At 63.0% G+C, this 22,663-nt stretch carries 22 protein-coding genes; 13 read left to right on the plus strand and 9 right to left on the minus strand.

Translation table 11 applies throughout. The features are described 5' to 3' along the window. Nucleotides 1-22 precede the first annotated feature (22 nt). Nucleotides 23-1,639, minus strand: a complete 1,617-nt coding sequence (locus FE782_RS33015; protein ID WP_238392669.1) for a GTP-binding protein — start codon at nucleotides 1,637-1,639, stop codon at nucleotides 23-25. A gap of 32 nt (nucleotides 1,640-1,671) precedes the next feature. Then, nucleotides 1,672-2,526, minus strand: a complete 855-nt coding sequence (locus tag FE782_RS26545) for a helix-turn-helix domain-containing protein (RefSeq protein ID WP_138197389.1) — start codon at nucleotides 2,524-2,526, stop codon at nucleotides 1,672-1,674. A gap of 79 nt (nucleotides 2,527-2,605) precedes the next feature. Here FE782_RS26545 and FE782_RS26550 point away from each other — a divergent pair, with 79 nt between their 5' ends. Then, nucleotides 2,606-3,478, plus strand: a complete 873-nt coding sequence (locus FE782_RS26550) for a phytanoyl-CoA dioxygenase family protein (protein WP_138197390.1) — start codon at nucleotides 2,606-2,608, stop codon at nucleotides 3,476-3,478. A 75-nt stretch (nucleotides 3,479-3,553) separates the two neighbouring features. Here the strand turns inward: FE782_RS26550 and FE782_RS26555 are convergent, their stop codons facing one another. The 3 genes from FE782_RS26555 to FE782_RS26565 all read right to left on the minus strand — a co-directional run bounded on the left by FE782_RS26555 (nucleotide 3,554) and on the right by FE782_RS26565 (nucleotide 7,155). Then, nucleotides 3,554-3,793 (minus strand): glutaredoxin family protein, encoded by a 240-nt coding sequence (locus FE782_RS26555; RefSeq protein WP_138197391.1) that lies wholly within the window; start codon nucleotides 3,791-3,793, stop codon nucleotides 3,554-3,556. Nucleotides 3,794-3,870: 77 nt separating this feature from the next. After that, nucleotides 3,871-4,887 (minus strand): potassium channel family protein, encoded by a 1,017-nt coding sequence (locus FE782_RS26560; protein ID WP_138197392.1) that lies wholly within the window; start codon nucleotides 4,885-4,887, stop codon nucleotides 3,871-3,873. A gap of 75 nt (nucleotides 4,888-4,962) precedes the next feature. Beyond that, complete coding sequence (locus FE782_RS26565) at nucleotides 4,963-7,155, minus strand: HelD family protein (RefSeq protein ID WP_158299561.1); 2,193 nt, start codon at nucleotides 7,153-7,155, stop codon at nucleotides 4,963-4,965. A 147-nt stretch (nucleotides 7,156-7,302) separates the two neighbouring features. Here FE782_RS26565 and FE782_RS26570 point away from each other — a divergent pair, with 147 nt between their 5' ends. The 5 genes from FE782_RS26570 (at nucleotide 7,303) to FE782_RS26590 (ending at nucleotide 10,130) form a co-directional block, all read left to right on the plus strand. Next, a complete protein-coding gene (locus tag FE782_RS26570; RefSeq protein ID WP_138197394.1) occupies nucleotides 7,303-7,518 on the plus strand; it encodes a hypothetical protein in 216 nt (71 codons plus the stop codon). A gap of 138 nt (nucleotides 7,519-7,656) precedes the next feature. Continuing rightward, entirely contained in the window at nucleotides 7,657-8,028 is a 372-nt protein-coding gene (locus FE782_RS26575) for a GntR family transcriptional regulator (RefSeq protein WP_138197395.1), read from the plus strand. Next, a complete protein-coding gene (locus tag FE782_RS26580; RefSeq protein WP_138197396.1) occupies nucleotides 8,025-8,927 on the plus strand; it encodes an ABC transporter ATP-binding protein in 903 nt (300 codons plus the stop codon). Before FE782_RS26575 ends, FE782_RS26580 begins: the two co-directional genes overlap by 4 nt. Next, a complete protein-coding gene (locus FE782_RS26585) occupies nucleotides 8,924-9,607 on the plus strand; it encodes a hypothetical protein (protein WP_138197397.1) in 684 nt (227 codons plus the stop codon). The genes FE782_RS26580 and FE782_RS26585 overlap by 4 nt, the downstream gene beginning before the upstream one ends. 190 nt (nucleotides 9,608-9,797) lie before the next feature. Further along, nucleotides 9,798-10,130 (plus strand): hypothetical protein, encoded by a 333-nt coding sequence (locus FE782_RS26590; RefSeq protein WP_138197398.1) that lies wholly within the window; start codon nucleotides 9,798-9,800, stop codon nucleotides 10,128-10,130. Here the strand turns inward: FE782_RS26590 and FE782_RS26595 are convergent. From FE782_RS26595 to FE782_RS26605, 3 genes are all read right to left on the minus strand, one after another. Continuing rightward, nucleotides 10,121-10,345, minus strand: coding sequence for a YwbE family protein (locus FE782_RS26595; protein ID WP_138197447.1), 225 nt, complete (start codon nucleotides 10,343-10,345; stop codon nucleotides 10,121-10,123). The two genes, FE782_RS26590 and FE782_RS26595, sit on opposite strands and share 10 nt — an antisense overlap. 104 nt (nucleotides 10,346-10,449) lie before the next feature. Further along, complete coding sequence (locus tag FE782_RS26600) at nucleotides 10,450-11,751, minus strand: (Fe-S)-binding protein (RefSeq protein ID WP_138197448.1); 1,302 nt, start codon at nucleotides 11,749-11,751, stop codon at nucleotides 10,450-10,452. A gap of 64 nt (nucleotides 11,752-11,815) precedes the next feature. Then, nucleotides 11,816-13,231, minus strand: a complete 1,416-nt coding sequence (locus FE782_RS26605) for an FAD-linked oxidase C-terminal domain-containing protein (RefSeq protein WP_138197399.1) — start codon at nucleotides 13,229-13,231, stop codon at nucleotides 11,816-11,818. 126 nt (nucleotides 13,232-13,357) lie between these two features. Here FE782_RS26605 and FE782_RS26610 point away from each other — a divergent pair, with 126 nt between their 5' ends. Further along, nucleotides 13,358-14,116 (plus strand): FadR/GntR family transcriptional regulator, encoded by a 759-nt coding sequence (locus FE782_RS26610; RefSeq protein ID WP_138197400.1) that lies wholly within the window; start codon nucleotides 13,358-13,360, stop codon nucleotides 14,114-14,116. Between the two features lie 206 nt (nucleotides 14,117-14,322). On the opposite strand, the gene FE782_RS26615 is transcribed toward FE782_RS26610, so the two are convergent. Then, the gene (locus tag FE782_RS26615; RefSeq protein ID WP_138197401.1) at nucleotides 14,323-14,730 is read right to left on the minus strand and encodes a hypothetical protein; all 408 of its coding nucleotides are present in this window, start codon (nucleotides 14,728-14,730) and stop codon (nucleotides 14,323-14,325) included. 707 nt (nucleotides 14,731-15,437) lie between these two features. On the opposite strand from FE782_RS26615, the gene FE782_RS26620 reads away from it, so the two are divergent. The 6 genes from FE782_RS26620 to FE782_RS26645 all read left to right on the plus strand — a co-directional run bounded on the left by FE782_RS26620 (nucleotide 15,438) and on the right by FE782_RS26645 (nucleotide 22,661). Beyond that, entirely contained in the window at nucleotides 15,438-16,871 is a 1,434-nt protein-coding gene (locus tag FE782_RS26620; protein WP_138197402.1) for a PTS mannitol transporter subunit IIBC, read from the plus strand. Between the two features lie 88 nt (nucleotides 16,872-16,959). After that, nucleotides 16,960-19,035: a BglG family transcription antiterminator gene (locus FE782_RS26625; protein ID WP_138197403.1), complete on the plus strand. Its 2,076-nt coding sequence runs from the start codon at nucleotides 16,960-16,962 to the stop codon at nucleotides 19,033-19,035. 2 nt (nucleotides 19,036-19,037) lie between these two features. Then, a complete protein-coding gene (locus tag FE782_RS26630) occupies nucleotides 19,038-19,475 on the plus strand; it encodes a PTS mannitol transporter subunit IIA (RefSeq protein WP_138197404.1) in 438 nt (145 codons plus the stop codon). Then, nucleotides 19,472-20,674, plus strand: coding sequence for a mannitol-1-phosphate 5-dehydrogenase (locus tag FE782_RS26635; protein ID WP_138197405.1), 1,203 nt, complete (start codon nucleotides 19,472-19,474; stop codon nucleotides 20,672-20,674). The genes FE782_RS26630 and FE782_RS26635 overlap by 4 nt, the downstream gene beginning before the upstream one ends. Beyond that, nucleotides 20,671-22,404 (plus strand): phosphoenolpyruvate--protein phosphotransferase, encoded by a 1,734-nt coding sequence (ptsP, locus tag FE782_RS26640; protein ID WP_138197406.1) that lies wholly within the window; start codon nucleotides 20,671-20,673, stop codon nucleotides 22,402-22,404. The genes FE782_RS26635 and ptsP overlap by 4 nt, the downstream gene beginning before the upstream one ends. Beyond that, nucleotides 22,401-22,661, plus strand: a complete 261-nt coding sequence (locus FE782_RS26645; protein ID WP_138197407.1) for an HPr family phosphocarrier protein — start codon at nucleotides 22,401-22,403, stop codon at nucleotides 22,659-22,661. The genes ptsP and FE782_RS26645 overlap by 4 nt, the downstream gene beginning before the upstream one ends. Nucleotides 22,662-22,663 lie beyond the last annotated feature (2 nt).

Consider the following 22,663-nt stretch of genomic DNA (forward strand, 5'->3'; position numbering starts at 1 on the left):
TACAAACTTATGGATCAGCTTATCATACGTCCGCGCTTTTCCGCAAGATCATCGATTGAAAATGCGGCTGACGCCCCGTTTCGCTCAGCTTCACGACGCCGAAGTACGACACGTCGAAGACGCGCTTGACCGCTTCCCGCATCGCGTCGTCCTCGTACATGGCGAAGAACCGTTTCGGCTCGTATTCGTCTTGCTCCCAGACGCCCTCGGAGTCGACGCCGCCGTAAACGCCCATATAGAACAATCCTCCGGGCTTCAGCACCCGGCGTATGCCCCGCAGCGTGTGTTCCAGCTCGGCCTTCGGGATGTGCAGCAGGCAATTGAGCGCATAGACGGCGTCGAACGCCGCATCCGGGAAGCGAAGATCGGACATGTCCATCTCGTAGGCGTCCAACCCTTTGTCTCGGCACAGCCGCACCATCTCCGGAGACAGGTCGACCGATGTCGCGCGAAACCCGGCGTCCTTGAAGAAGAGGCTGTCCCGGCCCGGACCCGCCCCGACCTCCAGCAGCGTCTCCGCTTTCGCCTCTCGAAGGGCGCGGACGAAGCGCTCGCGTTCGATCGTCTTCCAATCCTGCAGCTTGCCCGTATCCCTCTCCTCCGCGTGTCGGTCGTACGAAAGCTTCAATCGTTCCCGATGGAACGCGCCGCGCTCCAGCGCCGACAGTCCCGCCTCCAGCTCGTCCTTCGGGAACTGCTCCCCGAGGAAGACGACGACGTCGTTCACCTCGCCCTGCGGCGTAATCCGGATGAATTCCAGCTCGCGGTACGCGTATTGGAACAGGAACCGGCTGGCCGTATCCGTGAACGTGACGACGCCCTTGCCCCGGTAGACGCTCGCCGGCAGCGACTTGACGAACGCCTCGAACGCATGGCTGTCGATCGGCCCGGAGAGGAACCGCGTGTAGACGGATACGTGCTCGTGGGAGGCATGATGCTTATGCTCGTGCGCGGCATGGCCGTCGTCCGGGCAGCCTTCTCCGCGTCTCGCCCCCGGATCGGCGGCGTTCGGCTTCGCCGGCAGCGCATTCGTCCGGAACCAGACCTCGGGATCGATGTCGCCGCGCTCCGAGCGGACGACGCTCGCGTACGGGTTCCACTCCCGCAGCGACGCCTCCGCCCGTTCCGCGCCTTCCGTCGTCAGCCGGTCGAGCTTGTTCAAGACGACGAGCGACGCGCACGACACCTGCTCCCGGAGCAGCCGCTTCGTCTTCGCCGACGGCGGCTCGGGCTCGCCGAGCAGCAGCGCCCCGTCGACCACCGTGACGATGCCCGCGAGCGCGATCGGCAAATACAGCGACGTCTCCGTCACCGCGTCCATGATTTCCAGCGGATTCGCGACGCCCGTCGATTCGATGAAGACGGCGTCGGGGTCGTACGTCGTCGCCAGCTCGTGCAGCTGCACGCCGACGTCGCCGCGGATCGAACAGCAAATACAGCCGCTCAGCAGCTCCGCCATCGGCACGCCGCCTCCGGCTTCGACCGCGACCCCGTCGAGATTGACGTCGCCCAGCTCGTTCATCAGCACGACGGGACGAAGCCCCTTGCGCTGGTAGGCGTCGATCGCGCGGCGCAGCAGCGTCGTCTTGCCGCTGCCGAGAAAACCGGCGATGACGTATACCGGAATCGTTCTTTCCATCTCTAAACACCTCGGTATATTGGTAAGATTCTCTACGAATGCGGCTGCGCTTGGAACGCTCCCCGCATGAACGAGGACGGCGGTACGCCGTACCTGCGTTTGAACTGCTTGCTGAATTGGAAGACCGAGGAGTATCCGACCGAATCGGAAACCTGGGAGACGTTCATCGACGTCTCCGCCAGCAGGACGACAGCCCGCTCCAAGCGCGCTTGAGTAATATATTCCTTCAACGACACGCCGACCGAAGCTTTGAACACCCGGCTCAAGTATTCGGGAGAGAGCGCAGCCTGACGCGCGAGCTCCTCGCGCGTCAAGCGTTGACCCGCGTTCTCCCGGATGTATTGAACGACTCGCCGGACGGCGCTTTCTTCCTTCCTCGAGGGCGAAGCTTCCGTCCGGTCCCGAGAAGCGCGCAGCAGCGCGAGCAGCGCCAGCTTCATCAGTCCGTCGAACTCGTCCTTCCCCCATTGCCGCGGCTGGTACAAACAATCCAACATGCGATGCAGCAGCCATTCGAACTCGTAGGTTTCCTTAAGGTACACCGCCCGCTCCGGCAGCGGCTCTTCCCCCTCGGGAAGTACCGGTTCCAGCCGAAAATGGATAAAGACGACGGTCAACCGATCGTCCGGATTCTGCACCGCCTGCGGACGGTCCTGCGGATGAAGGAGGAAGCAGGCCCCCTTGCGCAGCGAATATACGCGGTCCCCGAGCCGAAGCTCCCCCCGGCCGGAGCAGACGTACCATAGATCGTAGTCCGATAGCGGCGCCGGGCTCCAGTCCCAGCCGATCTCGCACCGCGCCTTGCCCCAATTCGGCGCCGTCGCGACCGCTCGAACGCCGCTAAGCGGGAACGGTTCCTCGCAACATATACGGGTAAGGATAAACAATCCCCTCCTCGATCCATTCTTCGCCGTCTACGCCTCGTGATACGCTTACATTGAACGAAACGTCGGGAGGGTGTCAAGCATGAGCAAGAAGGAATCCAGAACTTTATTATCCTACGAGAGCGAAGAAGACTTGTCGTTGGCGAAGCATGTCGCGGACGCGTTATACCGGTTCGACTCGATCGCCGAGGACCGTCTGCCCGATCTCGCGGCGTGGGGGGACGACGTCGTGCGCCGGTTTTGGGAGCAAGGGTACCTCGTCGTCGAGAACGCTCTGTCCGAGGACGAGGTGCGCGAAGCGTCCGAGGCGATCGACGATATTTTGTCCGGCGCCTCCCAGGGCTCCAAGATTCAGTTCGTGAAGCCTCGGAGCGAGCTGCATACGATGGACGACGTGATCAAAGCGGCTCGGAAAATTTACGAATACGCGGATCATGAACCGCGGCTTCGCAGTATCGTGCTTCACGCCAAGCTGCTCGCCGCGTTGGAGCGGCTGTTCGGCGAAGCGCCCAAGCCCGTACAGGATCAGGCGCTGCTGAAGCCGCCGTCCGGCGGAGCGGAGAAGCCGTGGCACCAAGACATGGCTTACGGTCCGCTCGCCTACGACAAGTCGGTCGTCGGCGTATGGATCGCGCTCGATCCCGCGGAGCTGGACAACGGCTGCATGCACGTCATTCCGTATTCGCACCGGGAAGGCGGCGCGCCGCACTACGCCGTCCGCGACTGGCAGCTGTGCGACGCCAGCGTCCGCGTCGACCGCGACGTCGCCGTGCCGCTCGCGCCCGGCGGCGCGCTCTTCTTCTCCGGGCTGCTGCATCACGGGACGCCGCCGAACTTCTCGAGCAAGCGCCGGCGCGCGCTGCAAATCCATTACGCGCCGGAGTCGGCGCGGAAGCTGAGTCCGCAGGAGTACAAGCGGATGTTCACGAACGAGATGACCGGCGCCGAATGTTAAGCCGCGTCCAAACGAAAGGGCCGTCCAGGGGTCGTCCGACGACGACCTCTGGCGGCCCTTAGGGTGCGGTTGCGATTAGGCGGTTACGGACGCGAGCGCCTTCTGGATGCGCGTCGTATTCATGCCGAGAATGTTGTATTCGCCGATGACCGTCACCGGCAGCGACATCATGCCGATCTTCTGCAGCTCCTCGAAATACGCCTCGTTCTCGTCTACGTTGCGCTCTTCGAACGAGACGTTCTGTTCCGTCAAATACGACTTCAATTGCTTGCAGTACACGCAGTTCGTGCTTGTGTATACGATCGCTTGAGCCATGGTTCTCTCTCCTCCGATATCCTCTATCTATAGTTAGTTAAACATAAGAATAAGTATAAACAATCGCGTTCCGCCGATCAAGTGGCGGCCCGGATCCGTTCGTACGTCGACCCGTCGCAAATGATGAACAGCCGCGCATCCTCCGGCATCGGATCTTGGAGCCGACGGTTGATCGTCATGTCGCTCCGATCCGCGATGAGCGTGGCGCCGAGATTCAGCAATCCTTGGAACGCGTCGCCGTACGTCTTCCATTCCGGGCGCGGCCGCACCTCGAAGACGTCCTCCCCGACCTTGCTGCTGAGCAGTTGGGTGAAGATGGAGACGCTGCCCGCATGCAGCGCCGATCGCGCGGCCAACCGAGACACCGCCTCGTGGGACAAGATGAATTCGTTCACCTGCACATGGCGGAAATTTTGGATGTGCTGCTCCAGCACGATCTCGACCGTCGTGTGAATATGCGGCGCGAGCCGCTCCAAGCTCGAGGCGATGAGCAGCGACTTGCCGTCGGCTAGCGCCGCGTCGTCGATGTTTCGATCGGAGAAGACGATCGCGGAACGCGCGCGCGTCAGGCCCGCCGTCTCGAGCGTCGACTCCGCCGACGGATCGCCGCCGACGAAATACGCGCGGTCTCGATCCACGGGCGAGCGCTCCAAGTCGTCGATGACGACGACGTCCAGCGACGGATCCGCGTGCAGCAATTCCTCCATCGCGGATTGCGCCCTGCGGCTCCAGCCGATCAGGATGACGTGACCGCTCCCGTGATATTTCAATTTGCCCGCCTCCTTCCGCTTCTTAATCGTGCCGAATCCGTCGATGATTTTCCCGATCACGAGACTGAGCAGACCGATGCCGAATAAATACAACAGCATGGCGAACAGCTTGCCGGGGACGGTCTTCGGGTAATAATCGCCGTAGCCGACCGTCGTCACCGTCGTCATGACGTACCATAAGGCGTTGAACCACATCCCGAACGTCTCCGGCTCGATCAAGTACATCAAGGTCGCGCTGCCGAGCACGAAGATCGCCGTGAAGAGAACTAGGAAGCCGTTGTTTAATTTTATAATTTTCCGGGATATTCGAATCAAATAAAACAAATCGCGGCCCTCCCCCCGACTGATATTTCCAGTATATCGGTCCGAGCGCCGCCGCACCAGTCGATTCTCGTTGGGCTACATCGCGCCTCGCAGCAATGGCGTCAATTCGTCCCAGTGATACGCCTCCAACCGGTGAAGCGCCCTCGTGCACGCGACGTAAAGCAGCTTGACGTCCTCCGGCACGGCCGGGTCGTACGCCGCTTCCGCCGGATTGACGAGCAGCACCGCGTCGAATTCCATGCCTTTGCTTAAATACACCGGCACGACGCTGACGCCGCCCTCGTACTTGCCCGCTTTCCCTTCGATCAAGTGAGCGCCTTCGACGCCGAGGGCGGTCAGCCGTCGATGCACGTCGCGGCAACGAGCCGTCGTCTTGTCGATGACGGCGACGTTATGCATGCCCTGCGCCCGCAGCGCGGCCAGCCGGTCGGCGATCGTCCGCAGCCCTTCCTCCTCGTTCGACGTGCGCGCCGCGGCCGGCGTTTCGCCGTGGCGGAGCACCGGCTCCGCCGGCGTCACGTGCGGGTTGTCCCAGTGGGACAGCACGGCGTTCGCGACCGTCATGATTTCGACGGTCGAACGATAGCTCTTCTTCAACCGCTCGATCGACACTTTGCCGGGGAATACGCCTTCCTTCAGGACGTTCCAATCGGTCAGTCCGCGGTACGGATAGATCGACTGGGCGAGATCGCCCAGGATCGACATGGAGCCGGCGGCCGACAACGCGCTCAACGCATGAAGCTGGAACGGGGAGAAGTCCTGCGCCTCGTCGACGATAATGTGGCTGTAAGCGCGCGTCTTGCCTAAGCCGTAAAACCGGTACGCCAAATAAAAGAGCGGCGCGAGATCGTCCCACTCCAGCTCCTGCTTATGCATCTCCTTTCGCTCCGCGAAATACGCGGCGACCCGCTCCGCGTCTACTCCCTCGCCCGCGAGGCCGGCTTCCGCCATCCACTTCGCGACGTTGGCCGGCTTCGTCACGATGTTGCGGTAGAACGAGACGAGCTCGACGCTCTTCACCGTCTCGACGTACTCCGCCAGCTTGCGGTCGTATTGCGCCCGCACCTCCGCGACGCGCTTCTCGGTCGCGGCGTATTGCCCGGACTTCACGCGGGACTCGAGGACGCGGGCGGCTTCCCTGGCGCAATCGTCCTTCCACTGCGTCAGCGCCTGGATGAGCCGCTTGCGCCGCTGCATGTACGGATAGTGCCGGAAGTCGACGTGAAACTTCCGCCGCACCTCCTCGGCGGTCATCTTGTGCGTCTTGCTGAGCGCGAGATCCGTCTCGGGAACGGTCGATTCGATGCGCCGTTCGACGTACCGGTCGAGCAGCGACTTCGTCGCCATCGACCCGCGCAGCCGGGAGGCGAGCTTTACCGTCGCGAGCCGCTCGGCGTCCGCGCCCCGCTCCGCCTCCAGAAACAGCGCCGTCTTCCCGGCCGCGTCCGCGAATTTGTATCCCTTCGGCAGCGGGATAAAGCCGCAGAGCGCCTCCTCCCACGTCGTCTGCACGACGCCTTCGATGCCGAGATCCGGCAGAACGTCGGATATATAATCGATGAAGAGCCGGTTCGGCGCGATGATGAGGAAGTTGTCGAACGCGCCGCGATCCCGGTACGCGTAGGCGAGGAACGCGAGACGGTGAAGCGCGATCGTCGTCTTCCCGCTGCCCGCCGCGCCCTGCACGATGAGCGCTTGTCCCGCTTCGGCGCGCAGCACGGCGTTCTGCTCCGCCTGGATCGTCTCGACGATATCCTTCAGCTTCTGCTCCCCGCGCTGCTCCAACCGCTCGATCAGAAGCCGGTTCGTCCCCGTCTCGGCGGACATGTCGTAGAACCGGGTCAGCTCGTCCTTGTCCATCTCGAACTGCCGCTTGTTGCTCACGTCGAACAGCAGCCGCTTCCCGAGCTTCACGTCCACCGGCACCTCGCGGAACGAATGCTCGTAGTATAAATTCGCCATCGGCGAACGCCAATCGAGCACGATCGGCTCCATCGTGGCGCGGTCGAACAAGCCGAACCGTCCGATGTACGCCCGCTCCCGGTCCGGCTGCTCGCGCTCTTGGAAGTCGACCTTGGCGAAGAACGGCCGCGTTCTGGACTTGAACAGCTGGTCCAATTCCTTCTGCCGGATCGCGTTGAGCGCCAGCTCCGTGAAGTCGTCGGTCAGCTTAATGCCGGCCGACCCGCTTTCGATCTGCCGTTCGATGTGACGTCGTACCCGATCCAGAAACTCCCGCTCCGTCGACAACTGCTCCTCGTACGTCATGCCGCTCGTTTCGCCCCTTCGCTCCGAATACGATTCGTTACTGAGCATTATATATTAATATAAGCTCGCTATTTTTTCCAGATTCCGGTTGAAAAAGTTTATGTTACAATATCGGAATAAAGATCGACCGATCGAGAGGGAGGCCATATGGCGCGCAACCGACGTTTAATCACGGATCAAGACCTGCAGGAAGCGATGGAACGGGAGACGCCGATCCGGGTGTTCCGGGACGACGCGATCGTCGATTCCGGCGGCATCCTCACCCGCTTCGACGATTCACTCGTCGTTCTCCAAGCCGGAGTCGGCGACGTCTCGTACCATCGCCGCGACGAGAGCGAATTTTACGAAATGCCTTCAAGGTAAACCGAAAGCCGATTCGCGTTCTCTTCAGGAGACGCGGGTCGGCTTTTTTCGTGTTCCGAACGATTCGCCTCTTGACATATCTCCCCATCGGTTATATGGTTAGTTACATGAGTAATTAACCGGTTAGGTGGTGAACGAATGGCTAGTCTGATCGACGAGGGAAAACCCATATTCCAACAGATCGCGGAGCGCATCGAAGACGACATTATCAACGAGTCGCTGCCGGAAGAAACGCAGGTGCCGTCGACGAACCAGTTCGCGGCGTTCTATCAAATCAACCCGGCCACCGCGGCCAAAGGCGTCAACCTGTTAGTCGAACAAGGAATTCTATACAAGAAGCGAGGGATCGGCATGTTCGTGGCAACCGGCGCGAGAGAAACGTTAATCGAAAAACGCAAAGAACAGTTCTACGAGCAGTTCGTGGTCACGATGCTGACGGAAGCGAGCAAGCTGCAAATCGGACGCGAGGAACTCATTCGCATGATTCGACGGGAGGGCGACGAGGAATGACAGGAGCCGTGGTGGAAGCGGTAGAAATTACGAAAGCATACGGCACGATGAGGGCGCTCGACCGCGTGTCGTTTCGGCTGGAAGCCGATAAAATATACGGCCTTCTCGGGCGCAACGGCGCGGGCAAGACGACGCTGATGCACATCCTTACGGCGCAGCTGTTCGCCACGAGCGGCGAGGTCCGCCTGTTCGGCGAAGCGCCGTACGAGAACGACGCCGCGCTGCGGCGCGTCTGCTTCATCAAGGAAAGCCAGGTATATCCGAAGACGCTTCGCGTGAGCGACGTGCTGGAGGTGTCGGCTTCCTTCTTCCCGAACTGGGACCGGGAATTCGCGATGCGGCTCGTCCGCGACTTCGAGCTGCCGCTGACCCGGCGCATGAACAAGCTGTCCCGAGGGATGCTGTCGTCGGTAGGAATCATTATCGGGCTTGCGAGCCGGGCGCCGGTGACCATTTTCGACGAACCGTACTTGGGGCTGGACGCCGTCGCGCGCGGCATGTTCTACGACAAGCTGCTCCAGGACTACGCGGAGCACCCGCGGACGATTCTGCTGTCCACGCATCTGATCGACGAGGTGAGCCGCATGCTGGAGCATGTGCTGCTCATCGACCGCGGCCGACTGCTGCTCGACGAGGAGGCGGACTCGCTCCGAAGCAAGGCGTATACGGTCGCCGGGCCGAAAGCGAAAGCCGAATCGTTCGCGAACGGACGGACCGTCCTTCACGCGGAATCGATCGGCGGCATGGCGTCGCTGACGGTGCAAGGGGCGATGTCGCCCGAGCTGAAGCGGCAGGCGGAAAGCCTCGGCCTCGAGATCGGTCCCGTCTCGCTGCAGCAGCTGTTCATCCATCTTACGAATCGCGCTTCGGCGGAAGGAAAGGAGCATGTCGGACGATGAATCGATCCAGCGCAGGCATATTTAAGATGTACCTGAAGGACGCGCGTCTTTCCGTCATTATTTTTTGGTCGATTTTATTCGCGATCTACTTCCTAATGGCCGCGGTCATGACCGCCGTCGACGGTGCCGAGGCCAATTCCGCAGGCGTCTCTCCCATGTACGTGTATATGTTCGTTTCGGGCATCGTCGGCCTCCGGGAGTCGCTGCCTTACGCGCTAGGCATGAACGTGCGGCGGAAGGATTATTTCTATGGCGTGATGATCGCCGCCTTCTCGATCGCCGCGGCCTTCGGCGCCTTCGCGACGCTGCTCGCGGTCATCGAGGAGGCCGTCACCGGCGCCTTCGACGTGCGGACGATTTCGTTCTTCCGCGTCGCATGGTTCGATCGCGTAGGCTTCGTCGGCGAATTCGCCGCGCATCTCGTGTTCCTTTGCTTCTTTTTCGCGCTGGGCTTCTTCTTCTCTTTGCTTCAGAAACGATACGGGGCGATAAGCTTATACGTCCTCGGCGCCTTATCGATCGTTGCGGTTTACCTCATGCACTTGCTCGGAGCGTGGCCGTCCGTGTTCCGATGGCTGATCTCGCTCGACAGCGTCGTTACGTTCGCCTTGTGGCTCATTCCCGCCGTGGCCGTCCTCGTGGGAGGTTCCTACCTGCTGATGCGCAGAGCGACGCCGTAACCGAAACGAAATCCGCGAAAACCGAAGAAAAGCCTGCCTGAGACGCCGTCTCGGGTAGGCTTTTTTACCTATTTCAACTCATTAACAAAAAGTTGCGTTCACCATACGAAAGCCCTAGTCTTCGGACTTCGACCATGTCATAATAGTACTAAACTCATTGTCATTCATTCAACGAAAGAAGGGATTTTACGTGCCTGCCACTCCATATGCGCGTTCGATTTCGTTCGGCGACGCCCCGTTGGAAGACGTCGCGCTCCAATATTTGCCGACGCAGCGACAGCTTGTCATTACGTTCTATTACCAAGGCATCCAATTCGCCTGCATGTGCCTGAAGACCGACGAAGAATTGCAGCCGATTCGCGTCGTGAATCACCTGAAGAAAGACGATCACAATATGCGGGCGAGATTTCTGGTCAGCGTCTTGAACGATCGATTGGCGGAGCTGTTCCGCGCGATTTCGACCGCCAGCGCCTCCTTCCGCTCATACGTTCGGAGAGAGATCGGCGAGATCAGCTACGCCTGATCCTCGCCGGCTCCGCCTCCCAGAATCGATTTCACGCGCCCGACCTGCCCGTCCTGCAGGCGCACCTTAATTCCATGCGGATGATCCGCCGATTTCGTCAAGATGTCTTTCACGATCCCTCTCGTCGTCTTGCCCGTCCGCTGATCCTGCTTCAGCACGATGTCCACCTCGAGCCCCGGTCGAATCGCGCTTCGCTGTCGTCCGCTTCCGTTCATCGTCGTTCGTCCCCCTTGTTCCGTCGATAGCTCTAGCATGCGCGAAGTCCCTTCCGTCTATTTGACGACGGAAGGGACTTCGTTCGTTCCCCGCCCTCGGCGGGTCAGTCTCTCTTCAAGCGCTCGTATAGGAAATCTACGACGTGGACGGCCGCCATGCGGCCGGGATCGCCGTGCTTCTCGATGCCGAGCTTCATCTGCAGCAAGCAGCCGGGATTGCTCGTCAAGATGTATTCCGCCTTCGTCGCTTCCGCGTGCTCCATCTTATGTTCCAGAATTCGCCCCGACATCTCCGGCTGCGTTACGTTGTAGATGCCTGCCGAGCCGCAGCAGCGGTCCGCTTCCTTCATCTCGCAAAACTCCGCACCGGCGACGCGATTCATCAACGTCCTCGGCGCGCCGGACGACTTCATGACGTTCCGCAGATGGCACGAATCCTGATAGGTGAACCGAGCGGGCTCCTTCGATTCGAAGGCGAGCGGCCGCCCTTTGCGGACGAGCAGCTCGGAGACGTCGACGACGCGCTCGGCGAACCAAGCGGCCGCCTCCCTCCATTCCGGATCGCCCTGGAGCAAGTGATCGTATTCGACGAGCAGCGCGCCGCAGCCCCCGGCGTTCGTCGCGATGTAGTCGACGCCCGCGGCCCGGAAGGCGCGGATGTTGCGGCGCGCGAGCTCCCGCGCGTCGTCGGCTTCGCCGCTGTGCGCGTGCAGCGCGCCGCAGCAATTCTGAACGTCGGGAATTACGACGTCGAAGCCCGCTTCGCCCAGAAGCTTGACCGTATTGACGTTCGTCTCCGTGAACAGGACGTCCATGATGCAGCCGCGGAACAAGCCGACCTTGGCGACCGCGGCGCCGCCCTTCGCCTTGTGCTCGGCGCCGATGCGCGCGACGACGCCGTCCTCGGACGCATCCGGCAGTATGCGCTCCATCTGCTGCAGATGCTCCGGGAACAGCTTCATGACGCCGGAGCGTTGCGTCCACTGCTTGAGGCGCGTCCCCTGGTACAGCTTCAGCGCCTTGCCGAGCAAGCGCATGCGGCTCTGATGCGGGAAGACGCCCTTGAAGGCGGTCTTGCGGATGGCGCGAATCCACCAGCGATGGCTCTCCGTATGATCCTCGACCGCGTCCCGCGCCTGTTCGATCAACTGGCCGTACTTCACGTCGGCGGGGCACGCCGGCTCGCACGCGCGGCACGCGAGGCAGTGGTTCATCTGGTCCTCGAACGCCTGATCGGGCTTCAGAATGCCGTCGGCGACCGCCTTCATCAAGGCGATGCGGCCGCGCGGCGACTCCGCCTCCACGCCGGTCTCCCGGAACGTCGGGCAGGCCGGCAGACAGAAGCCGCAGCGCATGCAGTTCGTCAGCTGGTCGTAATCGAGCTTCAGCTTGAGCGTCGCCGCCATCGCCTCCTGCGCGGGGGTCGACTGCCGGGCGAGCTCGCCGAGGCCCGTGCGCACTTGAATTTGGTTAGCCACGGTCGATCACCACCCTCTTGCGGGTCGCCTTGGCGAACATCTTCCCGGGATTCAGAAGGTTGTGCGGGTCGAACGCCTGCTTGATGCCGCGCATCATCTCCATCCCCGCCGCGCCGACCTTCCATTCGAGGAACGGCGCCTTCACGAGACCGACGCCATGCTCGCCGGTGATCGTGCCTCCGAGCCGAATCGCCGCTTCGAAAATTTCCTCGAACGCCGCCTCCACCCGATGAACCTCGTCTTGGTCCCGCGCGTCGGTCGTCGCCGTCGGGTGCAGGTTGCCGTCCCCGGCATGGCCGAACGTGGCGATCTGTACGTTGTGCTTCGCGGCGATGCGGTTGATCTCGAGCACCATCTCGGCGATCTTCGACCGCGGCACCGTCGCGTCCTCGAGAATCGTCGTCGGCCTAAGGCGCGCCAGCGCCGTGAACGCGCTGCGCCGCGCCGTCATCAGCTTCAGCGCCTCCTCCGGCGTCGCCGCCACCTCGACGCGATCGGCCGATTCGCCGCGGCAAATCGATTCGATCCGCTCGATGTCGCGCTCGACCGCCGCCGGGTCGCCGTCCTGCTCGATGAGCAGGATCGCCTCCATGTCGCGCGGCAGTCCGAGCTTCGCGAAGTCGTCGACGACCCGAATCGTCGGGTTATCCATAATCTCCAGAGTCGCGGGAATGATGCGGGCTTCGATGATCTTGGACACCGTGCGCGCGGCGCCGTGCAGATCCTTATACATCGCGATCATCGTCTTTTTGAATTTCGGCGGCGGGATCAGCTTCAGCGTCGCCTCCGTAATGACGGCGAGCGTCCCCTCGGAGCCGACGAGCAGCTTCGTGAGGTCGTAGCCGGCGACGTCCTTCATCAGCTTCCCGCCCGTCCGAAGGATGTCGCCGTTCGCGAGCACCGCCTCGAGCCCGATGACGTAATCTTTGGTCGTGCCGTATTTCAGCCCTCTTAGGCCCCCGGAGCATTCGGCGATGTTGCCGCCGATCGTGGAGACGGCCATCGAGCTCGGGTCCGGCGGGTAGAAGAGGCCCAATTCCTCCACGTGCGTGATGAACTGTTTCGTGTTGAGGCCCGGCTGCACGGTGGCGGTGAGATTTTCGAGATCGACCTCGAGAATGCGGTTCATCCGGTGCATGACCATGACGACGCCGCCTTGCACCGGCACCGTGCCGCCGCACAAATTCGTGCCCGATCCGCGGGAGACGAGCGGGATCCGGTGCTTATGAAGCACCTTCAGCGTCTGCGATACTTGTTCGGTATTTTCCGGATAGACGACGGCGTCGGGAAGCGACTGCAGCATCGGCGTCCCGTCGTACGAATGGGTCACGAGCGTCTGCGGGTCGTCCTTCACATAATCCGGCCCTAAGACGGCGGCTAATTCTTGTTTGGCTTGTTCCGAAATCACGGCTTCGGATCCCTCCGTTTTTCGAGTAAGTCGTCAGGTCATCTGATGACTTTTGGTTGATTCTAGCATACAATAAAATGGATGAAATGAATATCGTTAATTTTCTATAGAAAAGAGGGGTTCCCCATGTCGCCGCCACCTCGCGGTCCGAACGAAACGCAAGACTCGGCCTCCCTTTCCGCCCCCTCCCGCCCGCTCAAGAGCTCGGATTGGGTGCGGGCCGATCTGGAGCGGCAGCTCGAGGACGGCACGTTCTCCCCCGGCGCGAAGCTGCCGTCGGTGGACGAGTTGTGCCGCCGATACGGCGTCGGCCGCTCTACCGTGCGCGAAGCGATGAGCGCCTTGAAGGCGATGGGCCGCGTGTCGATCCGGCAAGGCGGCGGCACGTACGCGCTCGCTTCGGAGGCGCCGCGCCACCCCGCGGCGCGCGAGCCCGACGCGTGGCACGACCGCGCCGCGACGCTGCGGCGCATCCTCGAGGTGCGGCGCGTGCTCGAGACCGGCTGCGCGGCGCTCGCCGCCTCGAATCGAACCGCGTCCGACGTCGCGGCGCTGGAATCGCTGCTCGCGGACATGGCGCGCGGGCTCGACGACGACGGCGCGCTCGGCGAGCAGGCGGACGTCCGGTTCCACCTCGGCATCGCCGAGGCGACGCATAACCCGATGCTGGTCGACATGATGCGCTCCATCACGGAGCGGCTGCACGACAGCATGAAGGACACCCGCGCGCTGTGGCTGTACGCCGAGAAGTCTTCGGCCGAGCGGCTCGTGCGGGAGCACCGCTCCATCTTCGAAGCGGTGAAGCGCGGCGACGCCGCCGAAGCCCGCCGCCGCATGGAGGCGCATATCGCCAAGGTCGAGCAGGTGCTGAACGAACCGACGTAACGCCGCTGCCCATTTTCGAAAGAGATCAGAAAAACCGTCAGGCACAAAGCCGCCTGACGGTCCTTAGTGGGCATTCCCCAAACTCGGGTATCGGCATGACCAATGGCGGAGGTTTTCGCGATCGTTCAGCTGAGCGAAGGTCATTCCAGTAGAAGGAGCGCCGGAACACGCGCGCCTTCTCCCTCCACTCCTCCGCTGCTCGTTCGTTATTCCTCGTCCTCCGGTTCGCAGACGACTAACGTGAACAAGTTCAAAGGAAACAGAGACGGGACGTTCCTCCCGGGGACCCGCACGAACTCGATGAAATCTCTGCCGACGCGGATCAGTTTGCCTCTAAATCTCCCCATGCCTTCGGCGGTAGCCGTCAACTCTCTCGGCCGGACCCGCTTCGCCGGCGAATGGAGCTCGACGATGAACGAGGTTTTATAAAAGACCTTCGTCGCCCCTACTTTGAAAGATGTCAACGTGACGTCTCTGAGCACTCCCCTCGTCTTCGTCAATTGCGGCATGCCGGGCTGATATAACGTCACGGTCCGGCCCGCAAGCGGCTTCAACCGTTGGATTAACGTCATATTCACGGGCGCCGGACAATCCCGAATGTCTATATCGCTCAATATGTTCCCCTCCTGATTTAGTAGATCCTACCATCTAAATCTATGCATTCTCTCGTAGACGGATTGGGTGAGGCCGAGAAATAGGTTTAAGAACAGGCTCGCCCCGCCCGCCCCCGCGCCGGTCTTGCGACATTAGTCGGAGTTTCTCCGACTGCGGCCCGCTCCCGCGCCGAATCCGCGCCGTTAGTCGGAGTTTGTCCGACTGCAGCCCGCTCCCGCGCCGAATCCGCGCCGCTAGTCGGAGTTTCTCCGACTGCGGCCCGCTCCCGCGCCGAATCCGCGCCGTTAGTCGGAGTTTCTCCGACTACAGCCCGCTCCCGCGCCGAATCCGCGCCGTTAGTCGGAGTTTGTCCGACTGCAGCCCGCTCCCGCGCCGCATCCGCGCCGTTAGTCGGAGTTTCTCCGACTGCAGCCCGCTCCCGCGCCGCATCCGCGCCGTTAGTCGGAGTTTCTCCGACTGCGGCCCGTGTCAGCGGCGTATTCGCTGCGTTAGTCGGAATTTGTCCGACTGCGGCCGCCCCGCCCGCGAACGCCGGCCGCAGGTTCCTCCCTTTTCGCCGACTCCCGAAAAAAATGATGTCATCGGCAATGATGACGCGACCTCATTTTCCTTCAATTGAAGGTGAAACCGGTTTCCCTTACGATTTGATTATCGGAACATGAAACATACTAACCCAATACAGTTGGAAAACGAGGAGGATGGACCCATGAACGCAACGACGCAAGACGGGGCGGCAAACGGAGGGGCTCGCGTCGCCGTCCAGAAGTTCGGCCGATTCCTAAGCGGCATGGTTATGCCGAACATCGGCGCATTTATCGCATGGGGATTGATCACGGCTTTATTCATCCCGACCGGATGGATCCCGAACGAATATCTCGGCGCGCTCGTCGGCCCGATGATCACGTATTTGCTCCCGATCCTGATCGGATATACGGGCGGCACGATGATTCACGGCACGCGCGGCGGCGTCATCGGCGCCGTGGCGACGATGGGCGTCGTCGTCGGAGCGGACATTCCGATGTTCCTCGGCGCGATGATCGTCGGTCCGCTCTCGGCTTGGGTGCTGAAGCGGTTCGATAAGTCGATCGAAGGCAAAGTGAGAGCGGGCTTCGAAATGCTGGTCAACAACTTCTCGTCCGGCATTATCGGCGGCGCGCTCGCGATTCTCGCGTACGTCGGCATCGGGCCGGTCGTGCAGGCGATCAGCCAAGCGCTCGCGAGAGGCGTCGGCGTGCTGATCGACACGGGCCTCTTGCCGCTCGCGAACGTCCTGATCGAGCCGGGCAAGGTGCTGTTCCTGAACAACGCGATCAACCACGGGGTGCTCAGCCCGATCGCGCTCGATCAAGCGTCCACCGCGGGCAAGTCGATCATCTTCCTGCTCGAGGCGAACCCGGGTCCGGGTCTCGGCATCCTGCTCGCGTACTGGCTCGTCGGCCGCGGCATGGCGAAGCAGTCGGCGCCGGGCGCGACGATCATTCACTTCCTCGGCGGGATTCACGAAATCTACTTCCCGTATATCCTGATGAACCCGCGTCTCATTCTCGGCGCGATCGCGGGCGGCGTCGTCGGTACGTTCACGTTCCTGATCACCGGCGCGGGCCTCGTCGCTTCGCCGTCGCCGGGCAGCATCTTCGCCCTCATCGCGATGTCGCCTAGAGGCGGCATGCTGCCGGTGCTGACCGGCGTCGTCGCATCCGCCGCCGCGTCCTTCGCGGTATCGGCGCTGCTGCTGAAGACGGGCAAACAGACGGACGACGATCTCGAACAGGCGCAAACGAAGATGAAAGAAATGAAAGCCGCCGGCACGAACGGCGCCGTCTCGGCGACCGCCTCCACGGTGAACGGACCGACGAAGTCCAAGGGCGAAGTGAACAAAATCGTCTTCTCCTGCGACGCGGGCATGGGCTCGAGCGCGATGGGCGCCTCCATCCTGCGCAAGAAGGTGAAGGCGGCGGGCTTGCCGCTCACCGTCACGAACACGGCGATCAACGACATTCCGCAGGACGCCGACATCGTCATTACGCACAAGACGCTTACGGACCGCGCGCGGCTGAAGGCGCCGAACGCGGAGCATATCTCGATCGACGACTTCCTGAAGAGTCCGGAATACGACGAGCTCGTCAAGCGGCTTCAATAATCGAACATGCCGGATCGACCGTAACGCTGACGACGCTGTTTTGTCGTCGGCGTTGCGTCCATTGTAGCGACGAGGGGGAGCTGGCGCGATGAAGGTGTCTCAACGCCAAAAGAAAATCGTCGAAGCGCTGCTCCGCGCGTCGAGCGATCTATCCGCCGGAGAGCTGGCCAAGGCGGCCGACGTCAGCGCGCGCACCGTGCACCGGGAGCTTGCGGACGTAGAATCGCTGCTCGCGGACGTCGGCGTCGGCCTGCAGAAGAAGGCGGGCGCCGGCATTCGGCTCGATGCCGATCCGGGACGGCTCGAAGCGCTCGAGCGGATTCTCCTCCACGCGGAATCCGACGAGCTGTCGTCGACGGATCGACGGACGCTGCTGCTTTGCGCGCTGCTTGAGGCGAGCGAACCGGTGAAGCTGTTCGCGCTCGCCCACGAGCTGCAGGTGACGACGCCGACCGTGACGAGCGATCTGGACGAGGTCGAGCGATGGGCGGCGCGGGACGGTTTGACGCTTGTCCGAAGGCGCGGGTACGGGGTACAGCTGGAAGGCGACGAAGCCGGAAAACGAAGCGCGATCCGTCGTCTCGCTTGGGAGACGCTGGACGACTCCGACCTGTTCGGCCGGCCGGAAACGGGCGATCGCCCGCTCCACCCCGTCACCGCCAAGCTGCTCGAGCTGATCGGCAAACCGCACTTCTTCCGGCTGGAGCGAGCGCTGTGGGCGAACGAAGCGGCGGGAGCGAAGGAGCTCTCCGAGACGGCTTACACCCGCATGCTCGTGCGGCTGTCCGTCGCGCTCGCCCGCTTCGGCGCCGGCCATCGGATCGGCGCGTCGGGAAGCGCCGTACCGCCGCCGGACGCGGCCGCGGTTGCGGACGCGCTCGGCCGGGAGCTCGGGCTCGACCTGCCTCCCGAGGAGATCGCGTACGTCGCCGGCGTGCTGACGGAGGACGAGTCGGACGACGACGGCGTCGGCGTCGCGGGAGCGGATCCGCGGCTGTTCGAGACGACGGCCGCGCTCATCGCCGACGTGGAGCGCCGGATGCACGCGTCGCTCGCCGGCGACCGGCAGCTTCGGGAGGGGCTGCTGCAGCATCTGGAGCCGGCCATCGCGCGACTCCGCGAAGGCGGTTCGATCCGCAACCCGCTGCTGCCGCAAATCAAGAAGGATTACGAGACGCTCTTCCGAAGCGTCAAGGAAGCCGCGAAGGAGACGCTGCAGGAACGGGAGCGAGGGCTCGCGGTGCCGGACGAGGAGATCGGGTTTCTCGCGATGCATTTCGGCGCGGCGCTCGAGCGCGCCAAGCAGCTGCCGGGCGCCGTCCGCGCTCTGCTCGTGTGCACGAGCGGCATCGGCTCCTCGAAGATGCTGGCCGTCCGGCTCGCGAAGGAATTCCCGCAGCTGCACGTCGTCGGCAACGTCTCTTGGTACGAAGCGGCGCACAGTCCGAAGGACCGCTACGACCTGATCGTGTCGACCGTCGACCTGCCGCTGCCGCCAGAGCAGTACATTAAGCTGTCTCCCCTCTTGAACGAGGAGGAGACGGATCGGCTGCGGCGCTTCCTGCGCGGCGCGGCCGAACGCAAGCGGGCGCAAGGCGCCGCGCCGACGGGAGCCGGGCCGCCGGCGGGAGCCGCGGCCCCGAACGAAGACGCGCTCGAGCGGCTCCGCGCGCTGAAGCAATACGCCGACGGCGCGGTCCGGCTGCTCGACGCGTTCGTCGTCGGCCGGCTGGCGACGAACGGCCGCGGCATCCGCGAGCTGCTGCTCGACGCGTGCGGGCGAACCGCCGCGGCCGGCGTCGCGAAAGCGGTGACGGACCGGCTGCTCGAACGCGAGCGCCAAGGCTCCGTGCTGATCCCGGACACCGATCTGGCCTTATTCCATACGCGCAGCGACGCGATCGAGGCGCCGACGCTCGCGTTGTTCCGACTCGACGAACGAATCGATACGGGCGCGGACCGCCCGGTCTCCCGCTTCCTGCTCATGCTCGCGCCGAAGCGCCTTCCGAAGCGCGAGCTCGAGCTGCTGAGCGAAATCAGCGCGATGCTGCTGCAAGAAGACTTCGTCGAAGCGCTGCAAACCGATGACGAAGCGCGCATCAAGCGATACCTAGCGAATCAACTAGAAGCTTATATAAAGAACAATATCGAATGGAGCGAGTGACGATGACCATCCTATCTACGAACAAAGTGAAGCTGGGCGCGAAAGCCGCCGACAAGAACGAGGCGATCCGCATGGCCGGCCGACTGCTCGTCGAAGCGGGGCATGTGCCGGAGGAATATATCGAAAAGATGATCGAGCGCGACGCCCTCTCCTCGACGTACATGGGCGGCGGGCTCGCCATCCCGCACGGCACCAACGAGGCGAAGCCGCTCGTGAAGTCGACCGGCATGTCGATTCTCGTCTTCCCGGACGGCGTCTCCTTCGGCGACGGGCAAGTCGCGAAGCTCGTCGTCGGCATCGCCGCCGTCGGCGACGACCATCTCGACATCCTGACGAACGTCGCCATGATTTGCTCCGACGAAGACAGCTTCGAGAGCATCCTTAACGCCGACTCGGAAGAGCGGTTGATCGCCATCTTCGAAAGCGGGATGGACGAATGATCGCCGTCCACTTCGGCGCGGGCAACATCGGACGCGGCTTCATCGGCCTCATGCTGTCGCAAGCCGGCTACGACGTCGTCTTCGTCGACGTCAACGAAGCGCTCGTCGCGGCGCTTCAGGAGCGTAAGCGATACGACGTCGAATTCGCGGACGGACGAGGCGAAGCGGTCGTCGTGCGGAACGTCGACGCGATCGACGGGAAGCGCGTCGACCTCGTGGCGGAGCGCATCGCCGGCGCGGATCTCGTCACGACGGCGGTCGGCGTGAACGTATTGAAGTTCATCGCGGACGGAATCGCTCGAGGCATCGAACGCCGTCTCGCCGCGGCGGCCGGCGGCTCCCCCGCCCCGCTGCACGTCATCGCCTGCGAGAACGCGATCGGCGGCAGCACGCAGCTCAAGGAACACGTCTACGCCCACCTGTCCGCGGAGACGCGCGAGGCGGCCGCCCGCTATGTCGCGTTCCCGGACGCCGCGGTCGACCGGATCGTGCCGCTCCAGAAGCATGACGATCCGCTGCGCGTCGCCGTCGAGCCGTTCGCCGAATGGGTCGTCGACCGGTCCGCGATGCTGCCGGGCGGCCCGCCGCCGATCGAAGGCGTCCATTACGTCGACCGGCTGCAGCCGTACATCGAGCGGAAGCTGTTCACGGTCAACACCGGCCATTGCTGCGCCGCCTACCACGGCTTCCTGCGCGGACACGAGACGATCCAGTCGGCGATGGCGGACGACGCGGTGCGCGCCGAAGTCGTCAGCATCCTTGAAGAGACCGGCGCGATGCTCGTCCGCCAATACGGCTTCCCCGAAGCGGAGCACCGGCGTTACCTCGAGACGACCGTCGAACGGTTCGCCAATCCGCATCTGACCGACGAGGTCGCGCGGGTCGGCCGCTCGCCGATCCGCAAGCTGTCGCCGAACGATCGCCTCGTCCGGCCGGCGACGCTCGCGCACGGGCTCGGCATCCCGGTGCCGCATCTCGCCAAGGCGATGGGCGCCGCCCTCCGCTTCGACGTCCCGGGCGATCCGGAGGCGGCGGAGCTGCAGCAGGCGCTGCGTCGCGACGGCGCGCCTGCCGTGTTAACGAGGGTGACCGGTTTGCCGGAGGACCATCCGATCCATAACCAAGCGGCCGCCGCGTACGAAGACCTCGCCGCCGAGGCTTCCCGAGCCGCCGACCCGAAAGGAGCGACCCGATCATGACGACGAAGCAACCGATTCCCGGCATCGCCGCCTCCCCCGGCATCGTCATCGCGAAGGCGTACGTAGCCGAGGCCGAATCGTTCGTGCCCGAGCTCGCCAGCGCGGCGAATCCCGCCGCGGAGGAAGCCCGGCTCGACGCCGCGATCGCGAAAGCCCGCGCGGAGCTCGAGGCGATCAAGAACGACGCGGCCGCGCGCATCGGCGCGGACAAGGCGGAAATTTTCGAAGGTCATCTGCTCTTGCTCGAAGATCCGGATCTGATCGACGGCATCCGCGAGAAGCTGACGTCCGACGGCGTCACCGCCGAATACGCGTTGTACGAAACGGCGCAAGGCTTTATCGAGGTTCTGCAGAGCATGGACAACGAGCTGCTGCGCGAGCGCGCCGTCGACGTGAAAGACGTCTCGGGACGCATCATGAGCCATCTGCGCGGCGTGCCGCACGCCAGCCTTAGCTCGATCGCCGAGCCGTGCGTCGTCGTCGCCCGCGACCTGACGCCGTCGGATACGGCGCAGCTCGATCTCGCCTACGTGCAAGGCTTCGTAACGGAAATCGGCAGCCGTACGTCCCACTCGGCTATCATGGCGCGGTCGCTCGAAATTCCGGCCGTCGTCGGCGCGGGCGAAGCGGTGCTCGCCATTCGGGCCGGTGCGACCGTCATTCTCGACGCCGTCGAGGGCCGCGTCCACGTCGACCCGTCTCCCGAGCGGCTCGCCGAATACGAGGCGAAGAAAGCGGCGTACGACAAAAACAAAGCGGAGCTTGCGCTGCTGAAGGACCGTCCGACCGTCTCGAAGGACGGCCATCGCGTCGAGCTGGCCGCGAACATCGGCAGCGTGAAGGATTTGGAGAAGGTGCTGGACAACGGCGCCGAGGCGATCGGCCTGTTCCGAACGGAATTTTTATATATGGGGCGTTCCTCCCTCCCGACGGAGGAAGAACAGTATCAAACCTATAAGCATGTCTTGGAAAAGATGAACGGCAAACCGGTCGTCATCCGCACGATCGACATCGGCGGCGACAAGGAGCTGCCGTATCTCGGCCTCCCGAAGGAATCGAACCCGTTCCTCGGCGAGCGTGCGCTCCGATTCGCGCTGCGGCGCGAGGACGTATTCCGCCCGCAGCTCCGCGCCTTGCTGCGAGCCAGCGCGCACGGCAACCTGAAAATCATGTTCCCGATGGTTGCCGTGCGGGAGGAATGGCTCGCCGCGAAGCGGCTGCTGGACGAAGAGCGCGAGAAGCTGAAGGCGGAAGGCGCGAAGGTCGCGGACCGGATCGAAACCGGCATCATGATCGAAATTCCGGCCGCCGCCATCGCCGCGGATACGTTCGCGAAGGACGTCGATTTCTTCAGCATCGGCACGAACGACCTGATTCAATATACGATGGCCGCCGACCGCATGAACGAGACGGTGTCGTATTTGTATCAGCCGTGCCACCCATCGATCTTGCGGCTCGTGCAGATGGTCATCCAGGCGGCGGAACGGGCGGGCAAGTGGGTCGGCATGTGCGGCGAGATGGCCGGCGACGAGACGGCGATCCCGCTGCTGCTCGGCCTCGGGCTGCATGAATTCAGCATGAGCGCGGGCTCCGTCCTGCCGGCGCGGAGACAGATCGCCTCTCTCTCCCGCGAGGAGTGGAAGGCGCATGCGGAGCAGGCGCTTCGCATGAGCGGCCATGCGGAAGTGAAGGAATTCGTCCAACAACAACGAAGGAGCGTGACCGTATGATCAGTCAAACATTCACCGTCGCGAACCCTCAAGGGTTCCACGTCCGTCCGACGAAGACGTTCGTCGAGAAGGCGAGCGCCTTCCCTTGCAAGATCAACGTCATCAACAAAGGCAAAAAAGTGAACGGCAAGAGCTCGCTGAGCATGCTCACGCTCGGCATCGCCCAAGGCGACGAAGTGACGCTCGAAATCGACGGCGAACAGGAACAAGAAGCTATGGAAGCGTTAGGTCCGCTCTTCGGACAAATCCACGAATAGAT

The sequence above is a fragment of the Paenibacillus antri genome, assembly GCF_005765165.1.
GTDB lineage: Bacteria > Bacillota > Bacilli > Paenibacillales > YIM-B00363 > Paenibacillus_AE > Paenibacillus_AE antri.